Source organism: Pseudomonas sp. (assembly GCF_049301935.1).
Lineage (GTDB): Bacteria > Pseudomonadota > Gammaproteobacteria > Pseudomonadales > Pseudomonadaceae > Aquipseudomonas.
The window spans coordinates 40119-56114 of record NZ_JBAQLP010000032.1; the positions used below are offsets into that span (position 1 = coordinate 40119).

At 62.9% G+C, this 15996-nt stretch carries 15 protein-coding genes and 1 pseudogene; 8 read left to right on the forward strand and 8 right to left on the reverse strand.

Annotation, left to right across the window (positions count from 1 at the left end; all coding sequences use genetic code 11):
- Positions 1–122: 122 nt before the first annotated feature.
- Positions 123–1247 carry a methyltransferase gene (locus tag WA145_RS04285; protein ID WP_422580374.1) on the reverse strand — a complete coding sequence of 375 codons (1125 nt, stop codon included), beginning with the start codon at positions 1245–1247 and terminating at the stop codon, positions 123–125.
- Between the two features lie 69 nt (positions 1248–1316).
- On the opposite strand from WA145_RS04285, the gene WA145_RS04290 reads away from it, so the two are divergent.
- Positions 1317–2093 carry a ferredoxin--NADP reductase gene (locus tag WA145_RS04290; RefSeq protein ID WP_422580375.1) on the forward strand — a complete coding sequence of 259 codons (777 nt, stop codon included), beginning with the start codon at positions 1317–1319 and terminating at the stop codon, positions 2091–2093.
- Positions 2094–2140: 47 nt separating this feature from the next.
- Here WA145_RS04290 and WA145_RS04295 read toward each other — a convergent pair whose 3' ends face one another.
- On the reverse strand, positions 2141–3016 hold the full coding sequence (locus WA145_RS04295) for a cation diffusion facilitator family transporter (RefSeq protein ID WP_422580388.1): 876 nt from the start codon (positions 3014–3016) through the stop codon (positions 2141–2143).
- Between the two features lie 154 nt (positions 3017–3170).
- Positions 3171–3590, reverse strand: a complete 420-nt coding sequence (locus tag WA145_RS04300; RefSeq protein WP_422580376.1) for a polyribonucleotide nucleotidyltransferase — start codon at positions 3588–3590, stop codon at positions 3171–3173.
- A gap of 166 nt (positions 3591–3756) precedes the next feature.
- On the opposite strand from WA145_RS04300, the pseudogene hrpB reads away from it, so the two are divergent.
- Positions 3757–6292: pseudogene (gene hrpB / locus WA145_RS04305) on the forward strand (ATP-dependent helicase HrpB).
- Positions 6293–6578: 286 nt separating this feature from the next.
- On the opposite strand, the gene WA145_RS04310 reads toward hrpB, so the two are convergent.
- Positions 6579–7322: a substrate-binding periplasmic protein gene (locus WA145_RS04310; protein ID WP_422580377.1), complete on the reverse strand. Its 744-nt coding sequence runs from the start codon at positions 7320–7322 to the stop codon at positions 6579–6581.
- Positions 7323–7703: 381 nt separating this feature from the next.
- Between WA145_RS04310 and WA145_RS04315 the strand changes: the two genes are divergently transcribed.
- Together WA145_RS04315 and WA145_RS04320 are read left to right on the forward strand one after the other, a co-directional pair.
- Positions 7704–7943 carry a CDGSH iron-sulfur domain-containing protein gene (locus tag WA145_RS04315; protein ID WP_422580378.1) on the forward strand — a complete coding sequence of 80 codons (240 nt, stop codon included), beginning with the start codon at positions 7704–7706 and terminating at the stop codon, positions 7941–7943.
- A 36-nt stretch (positions 7944–7979) separates the two neighbouring features.
- On the forward strand, positions 7980–8825 hold the full coding sequence (locus WA145_RS04320; RefSeq protein WP_422580379.1) for an SDR family oxidoreductase: 846 nt from the start codon (positions 7980–7982) through the stop codon (positions 8823–8825).
- A 222-nt stretch (positions 8826–9047) separates the two neighbouring features.
- Here WA145_RS04320 and WA145_RS04325 read toward each other — a convergent pair whose 3' ends face one another.
- On the reverse strand, positions 9048–9710 hold the full coding sequence (locus WA145_RS04325) for a hypothetical protein (RefSeq protein ID WP_422580380.1): 663 nt from the start codon (positions 9708–9710) through the stop codon (positions 9048–9050).
- Between the two features lie 133 nt (positions 9711–9843).
- Between WA145_RS04325 and WA145_RS04330 the strand changes: the two genes are divergently transcribed.
- The 3 genes from WA145_RS04330 (at position 9844) to WA145_RS04340 (ending at position 11236) form a co-directional block, all read left to right on the forward strand.
- Positions 9844–10323 (forward strand): NYN domain-containing protein, encoded by a 480-nt coding sequence (locus WA145_RS04330; protein ID WP_422580381.1) that lies wholly within the window; start codon positions 9844–9846, stop codon positions 10321–10323.
- Positions 10324–10326: 3 nt separating this feature from the next.
- Positions 10327–10953, forward strand: a complete 627-nt coding sequence (locus WA145_RS04335) for a PolC-type DNA polymerase III (protein ID WP_422580382.1) — start codon at positions 10327–10329, stop codon at positions 10951–10953.
- 106 nt (positions 10954–11059) lie between these two features.
- Positions 11060–11236: a DUF6435 family protein gene (locus WA145_RS04340; protein WP_422580383.1), complete on the forward strand. Its 177-nt coding sequence runs from the start codon at positions 11060–11062 to the stop codon at positions 11234–11236.
- Between the two features lie 61 nt (positions 11237–11297).
- Here WA145_RS04340 and WA145_RS04345 read toward each other — a convergent pair whose 3' ends face one another.
- Both WA145_RS04345 and WA145_RS04350 read right to left on the reverse strand, forming a co-directional pair.
- A complete protein-coding gene (locus WA145_RS04345) occupies positions 11298–12263 on the reverse strand; it encodes a hypothetical protein (RefSeq protein ID WP_422580384.1) in 966 nt (321 codons plus the stop codon).
- A gap of 108 nt (positions 12264–12371) precedes the next feature.
- Positions 12372–13277 (reverse strand): GlxA family transcriptional regulator, encoded by a 906-nt coding sequence (locus WA145_RS04350; protein WP_422580389.1) that lies wholly within the window; start codon positions 13275–13277, stop codon positions 12372–12374.
- 240 nt (positions 13278–13517) lie between these two features.
- Here WA145_RS04350 and WA145_RS04355 point away from each other — a divergent pair, with 240 nt between their 5' ends.
- Positions 13518–14654 (forward strand): acyl-CoA dehydrogenase family protein, encoded by a 1137-nt coding sequence (locus WA145_RS04355; protein WP_422580385.1) that lies wholly within the window; start codon positions 13518–13520, stop codon positions 14652–14654.
- A 47-nt stretch (positions 14655–14701) separates the two neighbouring features.
- On the opposite strand, the gene WA145_RS04360 is transcribed toward WA145_RS04355, so the two are convergent.
- The gene (locus tag WA145_RS04360; RefSeq protein ID WP_422580386.1) at positions 14702–15739 is read right to left on the reverse strand and encodes an NADP(H)-dependent aldo-keto reductase; all 1038 of its coding nucleotides are present in this window, start codon (positions 15737–15739) and stop codon (positions 14702–14704) included.
- Between the last annotated feature and the right edge of the window lie 257 nt (positions 15740–15996).

Sequence of the window (15996 nt, forward strand, 5' to 3'; positions counted from 1 at the left end):
CACCAGCGGTTGTCGGTCGTACACCCGCGTGGTGGGTTACGCGGCACCCGAATAGCGCCGTTGCTTATGCATAAAGCGTTCAGTGCCGCTAACCCACCCTACGGATCGGCGTCCTGCCGGGGTTATTTGATCGCCTTAAGCACCACAAACTTCGGTGTGGCTGCTACCTGTTCTACGCCACGGAACAGCCTTTTCAGCTTGGCGTGGTAGCCCAGGTGGCGGTTGCCGACTATCCACAGTTCGCCGCCGGTCACTAGCGCCGCGCGGGCCTGCTGGAACATGCGCCAGGCGAGAAAGTCGCCGACCACCTGCTGCTGGTGAAACGGCGGGTTGCACAGCACCAGGTCCAGCGAGTCAGCCGCCTGGTCTGCCAGGCCATCGCCGGCACGAATCTCCACCGGGCGTTCGCCCAGCGCGGCGCGCCAGTTTTCCTCGGCCGATTGCACCGCCATATACGACTCGTCCACCAGCGTCAGCTCGGCCTGCGGGCTGCCCAGGGCATAGGCAATGCCGAGTACGCCGTTGCCGCAGCCGAGGTCGGCCACGCGCAGGCGGCTAAGGTGCTTGGGCAGGTGCGGGAGGAAGGCGCGGGTGCCGATATCCAGGTCTTCACGGCAGAACAGATTGGCGTGGTTGAGCAGCTCGATGGCCGGCTTTTCCAGGCGATAGTGCGTCGGGTAGGGTGATACGGGGGCGGGCTTGGCCGCAGGTGTGGCAAACAGCAGGCGGGCTTTTTTCACTGCCAGCGAGGCCTGCACCGGGCCGATATATTTCTCCAGCAGATCACCGGCGGCGCGCGGCAGGTGCTTGATCATGGCCGCCGCAATCACCTGCGCGCCGGGGGCAAGCTGGCCGTGCAGGCGGATCAGTTGCTCCTCCAGCAGCGCCAGGGTTTTCGGCACGCGGATCAGCACCCGATCAAACGGCCCCTGCGCGACTGCACTGGCCGGGACAAACGTCACGGCGTCCGCCGGCAGCTGGTTACGCAGCAGATTGACCTGCAAGCCCAGGTAGCCGAGGTGCGAGTCGCCGCTGCTGGTTACCTGCGCCTGCCCGGCCAGGCTGGCCGCCAGCGCGCCGAAGCTGTCATTCAGCAGCAGTATCCGCGCGCCGTTCGTCAGCCCTTGCTCATGCAACTGGTTGAGCAGGTATTGGTCCGCCGCATCGAAGGCCTGCAGCGGCTCGTGGGGCTGGTCGGGTTGGCGGAGCAGGTCGAGCTGGGCGAAAGGCGTAACGAATATAGGCATATAAGCTGCTGGTGTTTGTTCAAGGCGGTTTGCGGGACACTGGGCTGACGTCACCGCAGTGGAGCCAGTATGACTGTCAGTGAGGACAAGTACACGCAGCAAAGCCTGAGCGCGATTCAGGTCTGGTCGCCCAGCCTGTTCAGCTTGCGTTGTTCGCGCGATGCAGGCTTTCGCTTTCGCGCCGGGCAGTTCGCCCGCCTGGGTGTGCAGAAGGCCGATGGTTCACGGGTCTGGCGTGCCTATTCGATGGTCTCGGCGCCGCATGATGAGTTTCTCGAATTCTTCTCCATCGTCGTGCCGGGTGGTGAGTTCACCTCCGAGCTAAGCCGGCTGCAGGTTGGTGACAGCCTGCTGGTGGAAAAGCAGGCGCTGGGGTTTCTCACCCTGGATCGCTTTGCCGATGGCCGCGACCTCTGGCTGCTGGCCAGCGGCACCGGGCTGGCACCCTTTCTGTCGATCCTGCAGGGGCTGGAGGTGTGGCAGCGTTTTCAGCGCGTGATGCTGGTGTACAGCGCACGCACGGCCAGCGAACTGGCCTATCAGCCGCTGATCCACGGGCTGATGCAGCAGGAGCATTTGCAGGAATACGCCGCGCGCTTTATTTATCTGCCGCTGGTGACCCGCGAGCAGGTGCCCGGTTGCCTGCATGGGCGCATCACCACTTTGCTGGAGAGTGGCGAGCTGGAGCGGGCGGCGAGTCTGAGCCTGGATCCGGCGTATTCGCGGCTGATGATTTGCGGCAACCCGCAGATGATCGACGACACCCGCGTGCTGCTGAAGCAGCGCGACCTGCAGCTCAGCCTGACCCGTCGGCCTGGGCAGGTGGCGGTGGAGAACTACTGGTAGGGGTAGCGCCTCACCGCACGAGATCGGCTATCGCCCTTGCTTGATGGCTAGGAGCCAGGCGAGGCCCGGGAGTGCTCTGCGATGCTGCAGGGGTCAGCATGCACCAGCACTTCGGCGCGGGGGTATTGGCTACGAATCGCCGCTTCAACCTGCTCGCACAGGCTGTGTGCGTGCCGCAGGCTCAGTTCGCCCGGCAGCTCCACATGCAGCTGCACGAACCAGCGTGTGCCGGAGAGGCGCGTGCGCAAGTCATGCACGCCCAGCACGCCAGGTACGGCGCAGGCCAGGCTGTGCATCTGCGCGCTGATCTGCGGGTCGAGTTCCTGGTCCATCAGCACGGTGGCCGCCTCGCGGACGATGCTGATGGCGCTCCAGAAGATATACAGCGCAATGCCGATGCCGAAGATCGCGTCCAGTTGCGGCCAGCCGTAACTGGCCAGCAGCAACGCCAGGAGAATGCTGCTGTTGAGCAGCAGGTCGGAGCGGTAGTGCAGTGAGTCGGCGCGAATCGCCGTGGAGCCGGTGAGCTTGACCACATGGCTCTGCAACAGCAGCAGGGCGATGGTCACCACTAGCGACAGCAGCATTACCGCGATGCCCAGCGCCGGTGCGCCAAGCGGTTCGGGATTGAGCAGGCGGTCGATGGCATGGCTGCCCACCAGCAAGGCGCTGGCGCCGATAAACAGCGCCTGGCCCAGGCCTGCCAGGGCTTCGGCCTTGCCGTGGCCATAGCGGTGATCCTCATCGGCCGGACGCAGGGCGTAATGCACGGCGAGCAGGTTAAGCAGCGAGGCCGCGCCATCCAGTAGCGAGTCAGTCAGCCCCGCCAGCAGGCTGACCGAGCCGCTGAGCCACCAGGCAATGGCCTTGGCCAGCGCCAGCGTGAGCGCAGCCGCCAACGCGGCGAAGGTCGCCAGGCGCATCAGGCGGGCGTGTTGCGGCTGTATATTCACGGGCTATCCAGAAGGTGCCTGTAAAAGAGCGAAGCCTGTTGCCGATCTTGCGAGCTAGAACTCTGCAAGGCGCTAGGTTAGTTAACGCAGCAGGGCCGACGCGCAGCTGATCGTCGGCAGGTTACTAGGCTGCTGGGCGCAGACCGTAGGCCGCCAGTTGCTCGGCACTGCCGCTGTGCTGGATCAGGCGTGGGTCATCCAGCGGCAGGCTGTGGCCGGTTTGCACTTCGATCAGTGCCTTGAGCTTGAGTGGGTCGATCTTGCCGTCAGCATCCACCACATTCTGCAGGTCTTGCGGGGCAACCTGGGAGGTTAGGCCGCCGGGCAGATAAATCGCCCCGGTGGCGAAGTCGATACCGAAGGCGATCAGCCCGGGAATCACATAGAAGAGGATGCCAATGGCGTTGAGCCCGGCCACCATGGGGTCGATACGGCCTTCGATCTGGCCGCGGCGATCCGGGAAGAACAGGGTGCCGCAGGCGGTCAGTTGGGTGAGCAAGGCGGCGACGATAAGGCCACCGATAACGCGGGTTTGGCTGGACATTGAGCATCTCCATGGGAAAAGTGGCGCAACTATACCAATGCCTGTATGGCAATGCCGCTGCGTCAGGTGCTGCCAGCGCTATTCTGCGCGGCCATACCTAACAGTCAGACAGCTCTGATGCTCAACCGGTTCGCCGTTATAATCCTGCTCCTTGAATGGAGCCCGCATGAATTCCCTGCCGATCGATGTGCTGCTGCCTGAGCTGTGTCAGGCCCTTGCCCTGCGTGATGAAGCGGTGCTGGAAGCGCCGCCCGGTGCCGGCAAGACCACCCGTGTGCCGCTGGCGTTGCTGAGTCAGACCTGGCTGGCTGGGCAGACCATCATCATGCTTGAACCACGGCGATTGGCAGCGCGGGCTGCGGCTGAGCGCCTGGCCAGCGAGCTGGGTGAAGCGGTGGGGGAAACCGTCGGTTATCGCATCCGTCTGGACAGCAAGGTCGGCCCGCGTACCCGTATCGAAGTGGTCACCGAAGGTATCCTGGCGCGGCGGCTGCAAGATGATCCGGCGCTGGAGGGTGTCGGCCTGGTGATCTTCGACGAGTACCACGAGCGCAGTTTGGATGCTGACCTGGCCCTGGCGCTGTGCCTGAATGGCCGGGCGATGTTTCGCGGGGCGGACTCCGGCGAACTGCCGCTGAAGGTGCTGCTGATGTCGGCGACCCTGGAGGGCGAGCGGTTGGCTGGGCTGCTGGGTGATGCACCGGTGCTGCGCAGCGCGGGGCGGATGTTCCCGGTGGATATTCGCTGGGGCGCGCCCTGGCAGACGGGCGAGTGGCTGGAGCCAAAAGTGCTGCAGTGCGTGTTGCAGGCGCTGGCCGATGAGCCGGGCAGTCTGCTGGTATTTCTGCCGGGGCAGGCGGAGATTCGCCGGGTCAATGAACAACTGGCCGAGTCCCTGGCCGGACGCCGCGATGTGCTGCTCTGTCCGCTGCATGGCGAGCTTGACCTCAGCGCCCAGCGCGCTGCCATCGAGCCCGCGCCGCCTGGCCTGCGCAAGGTGGTGCTGGCGACCAATATCGCCGAAACCAGCCTGACCATCGATGGCGTGCGGGTGGTGATCGATGCCGGCCTGGCGCGAGTGCCGCGCTTTGACCCGAACAGCGGCATGACCCGCCTGGATACCCAGCGCATCTCCCGCGCCTCCGCCACCCAGCGCAGTGGTCGGGCCGGGCGCTTGCAGCCGGGTGTCTGTTATCGGCTGTGGTCGCAGGCGCAGCATGAACAATTGGCGGCCTACGGCACCGCAGAAATGCTCCAGGCCGACCTCGCCGGTCTGGCCTTGCAACTGGTGCGCTGGGGCGTGCAGCCGACCGAGCTGGTCTGGCTCGATCCACCCCCTGCCGCCGCCTATGCCCAGGCTTTGGAGCTGCTGGCGCGATTGGGCGCGGTGGATGCGCTGGGCAAACTGACCGCTCACGGTCAGGCCATGGCCGAACTGCCGACCCATCCACGTATCGCCCATCTGCTGCTGCGCGGCCAGGCGCTGGGCCTGGGGCCACTGGCCTGCGATCTGGCGGCATTGCTCGGCGAACGCGATATTCTGCGTGGCGCGGGCGCCGATCTGCACCGCCGCCTGGCCCTGCTGGCGGGAGAGTCGCGGGCCGCTCGCGGTGCGCAAAGTGGAGTGCAGCGCGCGCGGCAACTGGCCCGGCAGTTTCAGGGTTACCTCAAACGCAGGGCCAGCCCGCAGGCGGTCAGCGATCCCGAACACCCGCGTTGGCTGGGCGCATTGTTGGCCTTCGCCTACCCGGACCGGATCGCCCAGCAGCGCCGCGCCGGGGGGGCGGAATATCGCCTGGCCAACGGCCGGGCGGCATTGTTTGCCGAGGTCGATGGCCTGATGAAGCACAGCTGGCTGGTGGTGGCTGACCTGGGCAGCCGCCAGGGCCAGCGTGAAGAGCGCATCTACCTGGCCGCCGAGTTGGAGCCGCAGTTATTCGACGGCGTGCTGGCCGAGCAGGTCAGCAACCTGGAAGTGCTGGAGTGGGATGAACGCGAAGGCGCTTTGCGTGCCGAGCGCCAGCGCAAGGTCGGTGAGCCGGTGCTGTCGCGCGAGGCACTGGCCGGGCTCGATGCACAACAACGCGGCCGCGCCATGCTTGGCCTGGTAAGGCGCAAGGGCTTGGCGTTGCTGCCCTGGACGCCGGAGCTGCGCCAGTGGCAGGCGCGGGTGGCGTTGCTGCGCACGCTGGATCTGGCCAGCAAGGACGCCAGCGAATGGCCGGATGTCAGTGATGCAGTCTTGCTGGCGACCCTGGAAAACTGGCTGCAACCTTATTTGGATAACGTCACCCGGCTTAGCCATTTCGCCAATCTGGACTTACCCAGCCTGCTGCTCAACCTGCTGCCCTGGCCGCTGCCGCAGCGTCTCGATGAGCTGGCGCCACGCAGCGTGCAGGTGCCATCCGGCTCGCGCATCGGCCTGGATTACAGCGAACAGCCGCCGGTGTTGGCGGTGCGCCTGCAGGAGCTGTTCGGCCTGGCCGATACGCCACGCATCGCCGGCGGCCGCCAGGTGGTCAAGCTGCACCTGCTGTCGCCAGCGCGGCGGCCGGTGCAGGTGACCCAGGACCTGGCCAATTTCTGGCGCAGCACCTATGCCGAGGTAAAGAAAGACCTTAAAGGCAGGTACCCCAAGCCATTATTGGCCGGATGACCCGCTGATCGCCGAGCCCACCGCGCGGGCCAAGCCGCGTAAGTAGGCATAGAGCCTACTTACGAGCTTGCGAGCTAGAGTCTGCAAGGCGCTACGTTAGTAACAGCCTTCGGCTGGTCAAAACAGGCGAGGAACGCAGCGCAGCGTAGTAACAGCCAACGGCTGGCCCGCAGGGTGAGCGCAGCGAATCAAGCGGAGTGTACGAGTTGTACATGAGCATTACTCGCTTCACTCGCCCTTCGGGCCGCGCTGGAGCGCGTTAGCCACAAGTGGCTTACCGAGCCTATTTTTAACGCAGCAGGACCGACGCGCAGCAGATCGTAAGCAGGTTCTTAGGGAAGGCGCAGATCTTCGCCTGTTGCCTGCAATTCGGCATAGGCCCGATCCAGCGCGTCACGCAGTGCTTCGGCACCTGGGGTTTTATTGGACACGATCAGCTTCAGCGGAATGCGCAGCAGTTCTACATAGGGCAGTTCGACCATGCCCAGGCGTCTGCGTGCCTGTTCCACCGGAGTCTGGTAGTCGAGAAGAAAGTCGCCACGGCGGTGCTTGAGCATTTCCAGAGCGGCGGTGTGGGTGCCGGTGCGGTGTTGCTCTATGTCCAGCTGCGGGTCGTTGAGCATTTCGTTGACCGGCTGCCAGTAGGTGTAGCCGCTGATCATGATCACCCCACGGCCCTTGAGGTCCTCGGGTAGGCGCGGTATCAGGGTGTCGCGGCGGAAATACAGGTTGAGCACGATCTCGCCCAGCTTGGTGTGAGTTTCCAGGGTGTGCCCGCGCAACTCCACCTTACCTGGCGCCCCCGGCCAGACGTGCACGCTGCCATCCTGCAGGGCGTTGTACAGCCGCGCGCTGGGGTAGGAGCGCAGTTCGGCGCGGTAGCCGGCGTGTTCCAGCAGACGTTGACTCAGTTGCAGGATGGCGCCCTTGGGCCGCCCCCGGCTGTCGGTGTAGGAATAAGGCGGAAATTCGTAATAACCGACCTGCACCAATGGCCGTGGATCATTGGCGGGGGCGGCGACGCTGGTGCTGCAATAGAACACTGCAGCCAGCATGAGGCAGAGAAATCGTGGCATCAAATAGGTACGTACTGCGGCTATTTGCCGTCTTTTCGTTGTAAAAATGTCACATTTACGAGCATGGCTAACTGCCGGCGGCTTTGTCCAGTGACTTACAGAAAAAGCTTAGTTCAGCGGCGGCCATAGCAGTCGGGCGAGCACTGGCAGGTGGTCGGAAATCCTGGTGCTGCGACACGGGTAATCTGTCGCTTCGCGCTTTCGAACGCAGGCGGCGGTCGCGAGGTAGTGGGGGTGCGGTTGGCCTGAGCAGGGCGATACGCCGGCGTCGAGGCGGACATAGACGGTGTCGCTGGTGGGTGAACTATGCTCAGTGAACATGCCGGATATGCACAGCGGTGCTGATATTGAGCCGCCTTGTTCGGCGCTTCAGGAGGTCGCATGAATACCCCAACGATTGCCCAGCGCAGCCCCTATGCGGTTGCCGTCACGGCCGGTAACGACTACTTCTGGTGCCGCTGCGGGCGCAGCGCCGCGCAGCCTTTCTGCGACGGCACGCATAAAGGCAGCGGTTTTACCCCACTGAAATACCACGCGGACGAGGACGCTACCCTGTACTTCTGTGGCTGCAAGCACACGCAGACGCCGCCCTGTTGCGATGGCAGCCATAACAGGTTGTAGTAACAGCCTTTGCCGGAGCTGGCTCGGGGGCAGGTTATGTACCGCAAGGTGTTCGCCAACAAGGTATTCGACCGCAAGGTTGTGGTGATTACGGGCGGCTGCGCCGGCATCGGCCGGGCGCTGGCCATGCGTTTGGCGCAGGCCGGTGCGCGCCTGGTGATCTTCGATCTGCAGCAGCAGGCGCTCGACAGCCTGGTGCAGCACCTGGCCGATCACCACAATGCCGAGGCGCTCGGCGTGCTCTGTGATGTGGCCGATGCCGCGGCGGTGGAGCGGGCCATGGCCCTGACTGTCGAGCGGTTCGGCGGCATCGATGTGCTGGTCAATAACGCCGGGATTACCCACCGCAGCAGTTTTGCCGACACCGAGCTGGCGGTGTTTCAGCGGATCATGGCGGTCAACTATTTTGGCGCGCTGCATTGCACCAAGGCCGCGCTGCCCAGCCTGATCGCCCGCAGTGGGCAGATCATCGTGCTCAGCTCGTTGTCCGGCTTTGCCCCACTGCTTTATCGCAGCGCCTACAACGCCAGCAAACATGCCCTGCATGGGTTATTTGAAACCCTGCGTTATGAACTGAAAGGCTCCGGGGTCAATGTGATGCTGGTGTGCCCCGGCTTTACCGCCACCGACCTGCGCAAGAATGCCCTGGTCGGCGACGGCTCGGTGGCTGCGCAGCCGCCGTTGGCGATGGGCAAGGTGGCCTCGCCGCAGGATGTCGCCGAGGCGATCTACCACGGCGCCTTGAAACGCCGACGGCTGTTGGTGCTGTCCAACGTTGACTGGCGTGCGCGGGTGTTGGCGCGGTTCTTCCCGCGGCTGTTCGAGCGGGTGCTGTTGCCGCGCCTGTCCGGCTTGAAACCGCAGCGTGCAGGGCGTTCCTGATGCGCCGCTGCTTGTTCTGATGCCGCTGTTGCTTGGCGTGCCGCTGCAGGGCGAGAGCGGGTGCGCCTTCGTCGCTGGCGCCGGCTTACAGGGCGGCATGGAAGGCATCATGCACCGCCGCCTTGTCCGGCGGCGACAACGCCAAAGTGGCCGCCGTTGTCGATGCTTGCCGGTTGGCCATTGATCGGCGTCTGCCCTCAGAACTCTGGATTGCGCTGGCGTTCACTCGGCTTCGGGCTGGGCGCTGCGCAGCATAAACAGGCGAAACAGCACTACGCTTGAGAATAATTGTAAAAAACGACTGGCGCAGTCCAGCAACAGCCTGGCCAGGGCGTTCTCTGTCAAGGTCTCGTTGGTGTGGCTCCAGCCATTCAGTAGCCATAGCGGCAGCATGACAATCAGGATGCAGCCGAGCATGGGCCAGAAGTAACCGTCGCTCAGCTCGAAGCTTTCCTGCAGCGCTTTTATCGGGTTCAGGCCGCGCAACACCAGCAGGTACTCGGCAAATGCCAGTTTGACCATCAGCCAGATTCCCGGCAGCACCAACAGCGCTGCACCGAGCATGATCGCCAGGGTATTGATACCCGCCAGCAGCGCAAAACTTGGCCACAGGCGCAGGCTGGCGGCCAGCAGATCGCGGACGCGTGGTTGCAGGCCATGGCTGCGTGCATCGAGAAACAGAATCAGCGCGGCGCTGTACAACGGGTAGAACAGCAGGCCGGCGAGCAAGCGCCAGAGGGTGGCGGAATCGGCGGCCACCAGGTTGGTGATTTGTTGCAGCAACAGGCCTTCAAGCACGATCAGCGGCAGACACAGGCGGGCAATGGCTGCCAGGTGGTGGCTGAAGAAATACCAGGCGTCATGCAGAGCGGAAAACATATTCATGGCGGGCGCGTGTTGAGTCGGAGAGTCGCCACTCTAGCCGATTGCCCTCGGGGCTCCAATTTATGCTGGCTCTGCAAGTGCGTTGCATCTGGCATACTGCCCGGCGCTTATTGCCCTGCCATGAGGATTGCCGGTGAAGAAGATCGCCGTATTCGCCGATGTACAGAACCTCTATTACACCGTGCGCCAGGCCTATGGTTGTCATTTCAACTACGCGGCGTTGTGGGCCGATATCAGCCAGCATGGGCAGATTGTCGAAGCCTATGCCTACGCCATTGATCGCGGTGATCAGAAGCAGCAGCAGTTCCAGCAGATCCTGCGCAACCTCGGCTTTACCGTAAAGCTCAAACCCTTTATCCAGCGCAGCGACGGCTCGGCCAAGGGCGATTGGGATGTCGGCATCACCATCGACATCATGGACGCCGCGCCGTGTGTCGATGAAGTGGTGCTGGCCTCCGGTGATGGCGACTTCGACCTGCTGCTGGACAAGATTCGCGGCAGTTATGGCGTCGAGGCCGTGGCCTATGGCGTGCCGGGGTTGACCGCGCAATCGCTGGTGCGGGCGGCCAGCCGTTATGTGCCGATCGACGGCGCACTGCTGTTGAGAAACTGAGCAATGCTTGCCGACTCCATCGCCGTACTCGACTTTGAAACCACCGGTATGTCGCCGGCCCAGCAGGCGCGCGCCACCGAAATCGGTGTGGTGATCGTCGAGGATGGGCAGATTGTCGCGCGCTACCAGAGCCTGATGAATAGCGGCGCCTGGGTGCCGCCGTTTATCGAGCAGCTCACTGGCATCAGCAACGCCATGCTGCGCACCGCGCCGCCTGCTGCGCAGGTGATGCAGGAGGTGGCGGAGTTTGTCGGCGATCGGCCGTTGCTGGCGCATAACGCCAGTTTCGATCAGAAGTTCTGGGACGCCGAACTGGCGCTGATTCGCCGTCGCCGCGTGCAGCCGTTTGCCTGCTCTTTGTTGCTGTCACGCAGGCTGCTGCCGATGGCACCCAGCCACAAACTGGGCAATCTCAACCAGTGGATCGGCCTGCCCGATACCGGCAAGGCGCACCGCGCGCTGGCCGATGCGGAAATGGCCGCCAACCTGACCTGCTTTATGGCGGCGCTGCTGCGTGAACGGCATGGCATCGCCGAGATTTCCCATGAGCTGCTGTGCAACCTGCAGCGGGTGCCGGCGGCGAAGATGTCGCTGGCGTTGCAGAAAATCCGCGATCACGCCCTTGGCTGAGGGGGCTTTTAGCAGCTTGTTACATCTGCGTCTCAAACGTGGCGCGTGGCTGAATTAAGCTGGGCAGGCACCTATCCGGGGCTCTTTGTCGACAGAGGCACACAGCATGTTCGGTTTGTTTAAAAGCGATCCCGCCAAGAAGCTCCGCAAGCAGTACAGCGCCAAGCTGGAAGAAGCGCTGCAGGCGCAACGCAATGGCGATATCCGCAGCTACTCGATGCTGACGGAAGAGGCGCAGGCGTTGTGGGCGCAGCTGGAGCCCCTGGAGCGGGAAAAGCAATAATTTGCCTAAGCAAGAATGAAAAAGGCTGCCATCAGGCAGCCTTTTTGCGTTGCAGCTGGGCTCAGTTGTGCGCCAGTTTCTGCTCGTACTGGGCAAGCATCTTCTGCGCGTGGGCCACTTCCAACGCTTCCATGGCGTTGATCGGCGTGATCGCCACGGCGCGTTTGAGGTGTTGCAGGGCTTTGGCCTGTTCGTCGTCGCCGTACACGTAAGTCAGGGCGTTGGCGTATTCGTAATGGCCGATGGGCAGGTTGTCCTGGGCTTTGAAGCTGCGGCGGAAATACTGCTCCATATTGTCGGCGCTGACGCCGTAGGTCATGCGTCCGACCATCTTGCCGACCTTGCGGATCACCCCGGCTTCATAGCCGCCGTACAGCGCCAGGGCGAACGGTTGTTGCGGGTGTTTTGCCAGCAATGCTTTCAGCTCTTCTGGTATCTGCGAGGTGTAGCCGCGCTTGAGCACCACCGGCACCGACAGCTCTTCGCCCAGGCGTGCCTTGGCGTATACCCGGCCGAATTGCGCCACGGTATCGGCCTGCACCAACTCGCCAGCCTGGTCGGTGTAGCTGATCACTTCTTCCAGCAGCTTGTGCTTCTCGGCCTGATTGGGCACCAGGAACATGGCGTAGACCACCTGGGCGAACATCGCCGGTATCTGCCCGCCGACACCCAGGGCCAGGCCCTGCTGCTTCGCTTCGGCGAAATCGCCGCGGAACATCAGGCGCCAGACATCCTGCAGCTTGGTGGCATAGAGCTCGGCTTCCGCGGGTTTGCCGGTAAAGCCGGTACTGGCCAGCACGGTTTTTTCCAGCGCCTGGGGATGACGCGTGGCCATGGTCACCACCCAGTCGGCGTCAGGGAAGGGGTAGTCGGCGCCGAAGCCGCGGGTCAGTTGTGGCCAGGCCTGGCGCAGCTTGTCGCCCGAGTAGTCATAGGCGCTTTGGTCGTAGGGGAAGGGCTTCCAGTTGTCGGCGGCGACAGCGCTGAAGCTGCAGGCGGCAAGTAAGGCAATAAGTGTGCGGCGCATGGCGGTCAACCTGTTGTTGTTATCAGTGCGCCGATCATAGGGTGGTGCTCTGTGCCCACCTACCCATCCAAGGATCAGTGCGGCCCGGCTGCGGTAACAGTGCCCGGTTCAAGGATGGCTGTCCTTGTGTTGAAACTGTCGGCGGTACTGGTTGGGTGACAGTTCCGTGTGCTGACGAAACAGCCGGGCGAAGAAGCTGGCATCGTCGTAACCGACTTCGTAGCTGATGGTCTTGATGCTTTTGCGGGTGGCGCTGAGCAAGCCCTTGGCGGTTTCGATGCGCAGGCGTTGCAGGTAGTGCAGCGGTTTATCGCCGGTCGCGGTCTGGAAACGCCGCATAAAGTTACGGATGCTCATGCCGTGCTCGCGGGCCACATCCTCGAAGCGGAACTTGTCGGCGAAGTGATCTTCCAGCCATTGCTGGATCTGCAGGATGGTCATGTCGTGGTGCAGCTTCTGCCCGCCAAAACCGATGCGGCCGGGGGCGTAGTTGCGCTGCACTTCATACAGAATGTCGCGGGCCACGCCCTGGGCCACGCTGGCGCCGCAGAAGCGTTCGATCAGGTAAATGTAGAGGTCGCAGGCCGAGGTGGTGCCACCGGCGCAGTACAGGTTGTCGGCATCCGACAGGTGCTTTTCCTGGTTGAGCAACACCTTGGGGAAACGCTCGGCAAACTCGTTGAAGAAGCGCCAGTAGGTGGTGGCCTCCTTGCCGTCGAGTAGGCCGGCCTGGGCCATCCAGAACACCCCGGTGGCTTCGCCGCATATCGCGCTGCCGGCGGCATGGCGCTGTTTCAGCCAGCTGAGCACCTGCGGGTGGCGTTGGCACAGCGCGTCGAAGTCGTCCCAGAAGGCGGGCAGGATGATCACATCGGCATCTGCCAGCGCACCATCAACCGGGATCAGCACATCACTGAAGCTGCGTACCGGTTGGCCGTCCGGACTGACCAGGTGGATCTCGAAGGTCGGCGTCAGGCCTAGGCCTTGCTGTTTGCCGTAGCGCAGGCTGGCCATATGGAAGAAGTCCTTGGCCTGCATCAGGGTCGAGGCGAACACGCCCTCGGTGGCAAGAATGCTGACGCGGTTTAGCGGCGCTGGCGACGGATTCGGCATAGATAGTGTTCTTATTAAGGCTAAGTGGTCATGAGCTGGCTGGATCGTCTTATTTTTTGGCGCTTGTGTCCAGTGTGACCAAGCGTTTGCTTGGCTAAAGTCGAGGCCAGTTTAAAACCGCCCATCTTTGTAGGTATTGCCATGATCCCCAGAACGATTTTCAGCTCCGAACACGAACAGTTTCGCGACAGCGTGCGCAAGTTCCTAGAGCAGGAAGCCGTGCCTTTCCACCATCAATGGGAGAAGGATGGTCATATCGACCGCGCGCTGTGGAACAAGGCGGGGGAGGCGGGGATGCTCTGCTCGCATATCCCGGAAGAGTACGGCGGTATGGCGGCGGACTTCCTCTATAGCACCGTGGTGATCGAGGAGGTCGGCCGCCTGGGTCTGACCGGCATCGGTTTCTCGCTGCACTCGGACATCGTCGCGCCCTACATCCTGCATTACGGCAGCGAGGCGCAGAAACAGCATTACCTGCCCAAGCTGGTGAGCGGCGAGATGGTTACCGCCATCGCCATGACCGAGCCGGGTGCCGGCTCCGACCTGCAGGGGGTGAAAACCACCGCCGTGTTGGATGGCGACGAGTATGTGATCAATGGCTCGAAGACCTTTATTACCAATGGCTTTCTCGCTGATCTGGTGATCGTGGTGGCCAAGACCGACCCGAAAGCCGGCGCCAAGGGCACCAGCCTGTTCCTGGTCGAAGCCGATACACCTGGCTTCTCCAAAGGCAAGCGGCTGGAGAAGGTCGGCATGAAGGCCCAGGACACCTCCGAACTGTTCTTCCAGGATGTGCGTGTACCCAAGGAAAACCTGCTGGGCCAGGCCGGCATGGGCTTCGCCTACCTGATGCAGGAGCTGCCGCAGGAGCGGCTGACCGTCGGTGTCGGCGCGTTGGCCTCGGCGGAGGCGGCTCTCAAGTGGACATTGGAGTACACCCGCGAGCGCAAGGCGTTCGGCAAGGCAGTGGCGGACTTCCAGAACACCCGCTTCAAGCTGGCAGAAATGGCCACCGAGATTCAGATCGGCCGGGTGTTTGTCGACCGCTGCCTGGAGCTGCACCTGCAAGGCAAGCTGGATGTGCCGACCGCCGCCATGCTCAAGTACTGGGGCACTGACCTGCAGTGCAAGGTGCTCGATGAGTGCGTGCAGCTGCACGGCGGTTACGGCTATATGTGGGAATACCCGGTGGCGCGCGCCTGGGCCGATGCGCGGGTGCAGCGCATCTACGCCGGCACCAACGAGATCATGAAAGAAATCATCGCCCGCTCGCTGTGATCCATGGCGGAACAAAAGAGGCCCGGCAATTGCCGGGCTTCTTGCTGTCAGGGCGCCGGATTCGGCTGCGCTTTGTGAATCGCCTCGATGCCCGTCAGCACCTCTGCAGAGAGAACCAGCTCGCTGCTCGCCAGGTTGCTGTCCAACTGTTCCAGGCTGGTGGCGCCGATGATATTGCTGGTGACGAAGGGTTGCGCGGTAACAAACGCCAGGGCCATCTGTGCCGGATCCAGGCCATGCTCGCGTGCCAGAGCGACATAGCGTGCGCAGGCGCTTTCCGATTCTGGGTTGGTGTAGCGAGCAAAGCGGCTAAACAGGCTGATGCGTGCCCCCTCGGGGCGTGCGCCATTCGCGTATTTACCACTGAGCATGCCAAACGCCAGGGGTGAGTAGGCCAGCAGGCCGCATTGTTCACGGATAGCGATTTCCGCCAGGCCCACTTCAAAGCTGCGGTTAAGCAGGTTGTAGGGATTCTGGATCGACACGCTGCGCGGCCAGCCGCGTTGTTCAGCCAGTTGCAGAAATTTCATGGTGCCCCAGGGTGTTTCATTGGACAGGCCGATATGGCGGATCTTGCCGGCCTTGACCTGCTCGTCCAGCGCTTCGAGGGTTTCCTCGAATGGGGTGAAGTCATTGTCCTGGTGGCGATAGCCGAGCTGGCCGAAATAGTTGGTCGGGCGCTCCGGCCAGTGCAGCTGGTACAGGTCGATCCAGTCGGTTCGCAGGCGCTTGAGGCTGGCATCCAGCGCGGCAACGATATGCGCACGGTTGTGTTTGAGCTGGCCGTCGCGGATATAGCCGATGCCATTGCCGGGGCCGGCGATCTTGCTGGCCAGCACCCAGTCGGCACGATCGCCGCGCTGTTTGAAGTAGTCGCCAATGATCTGCTCGGTCTTGCTGTAGGTCTCGGCGCGCGGCGGTACCGGGTACATCTCGGCGGTATCGATGAGGTTGACCCCGTAGGCCTTGGCGCGTTCGATCTGGGCGACGCCCTCGCCAGCGCTGTTCTGTTCGCCCCAGGTCATGCTGCCCAGGCACAGGCTGCTGACCTTGAGATCGGTGCGGCCGAGTTGACGGTAATCCATTGCAAGCTCCTTGAAAAAAGCGGGTTGGCATAATCGTGTTGAAATTCTCCGCGCAATCTGCATAATTGCGCACCTCTTTCTGCAGTGGAAGTGATGCGCCGCCTGCCGAAGAATCTTGCCGTATTACGGACGCGCTGACCCGAGCCCCCGATAGCGCCTGTTTTCGGCTGCCTTTGACTTGTCAAAGTACGCACTATTCAGTAAGATCCGCCGTCTTATTTATCAGGGCGGCCCCTGAGGCTATAAAGAATGAAAAC

What these genes read in the sequence shown, in the direction of transcription:
- WA145_RS04340 (WP_422580383.1), top strand. Translation starts at nt 11,060, where the DNA reads ATGTTCGGTTTGTTTAAAAGCGATCCCGCCAAGAAGCTCCGCAAGCAG.
- WA145_RS04350 (WP_422580389.1), bottom strand. Translation starts at nt 13,277, where the DNA reads ATGGCCAGCCTGCGCTACGGCAAACAGCAAGGCCTAGGCCTGACGCCG.
- WA145_RS04315 (WP_422580378.1), top strand. Translation starts at nt 7,704, where the DNA reads ATGAATACCCCAACGATTGCCCAGCGCAGCCCCTATGCGGTTGCCGTC.
- WA145_RS04345 (WP_422580384.1), bottom strand. Translation starts at nt 12,263, where the DNA reads ATGCGCCGCACACTTATTGCCTTACTTGCCGCCTGCAGCTTCAGCGCT.
- WA145_RS04285 (WP_422580374.1), bottom strand. Translation starts at nt 1,247, where the DNA reads ATGCCTATATTCGTTACGCCTTTCGCCCAGCTCGACCTGCTCCGCCAA.
- WA145_RS04320 (WP_422580379.1), top strand. Translation starts at nt 7,980, where the DNA reads ATGTACCGCAAGGTGTTCGCCAACAAGGTATTCGACCGCAAGGTTGTG.
- WA145_RS04360 (WP_422580386.1), bottom strand. Translation starts at nt 15,739, where the DNA reads ATGGATTACCGTCAACTCGGCCGCACCGATCTCAAGGTCAGCAGCCTG.
- WA145_RS04295 (WP_422580388.1), bottom strand. Translation starts at nt 3,016, where the DNA reads ATGCGCCTGGCGACCTTCGCCGCGTTGGCGGCTGCGCTCACGCTGGCG.
- WA145_RS04290 (WP_422580375.1), top strand. Translation starts at nt 1,317, where the DNA reads ATGACTGTCAGTGAGGACAAGTACACGCAGCAAAGCCTGAGCGCGATT.
- WA145_RS04310 (WP_422580377.1), bottom strand. Translation starts at nt 7,322, where the DNA reads ATGCCACGATTTCTCTGCCTCATGCTGGCTGCAGTGTTCTATTGCAGC.
- WA145_RS04335 (WP_422580382.1), top strand. Translation starts at nt 10,327, where the DNA reads ATGCTTGCCGACTCCATCGCCGTACTCGACTTTGAAACCACCGGTATG.
- WA145_RS04355 (WP_422580385.1), top strand. Translation starts at nt 13,518, where the DNA reads ATGATCCCCAGAACGATTTTCAGCTCCGAACACGAACAGTTTCGCGAC.
- WA145_RS04300 (WP_422580376.1), bottom strand. Translation starts at nt 3,590, where the DNA reads ATGTCCAGCCAAACCCGCGTTATCGGTGGCCTTATCGTCGCCGCCTTG.
- WA145_RS04325 (WP_422580380.1), bottom strand. Translation starts at nt 9,710, where the DNA reads ATGAATATGTTTTCCGCTCTGCATGACGCCTGGTATTTCTTCAGCCAC.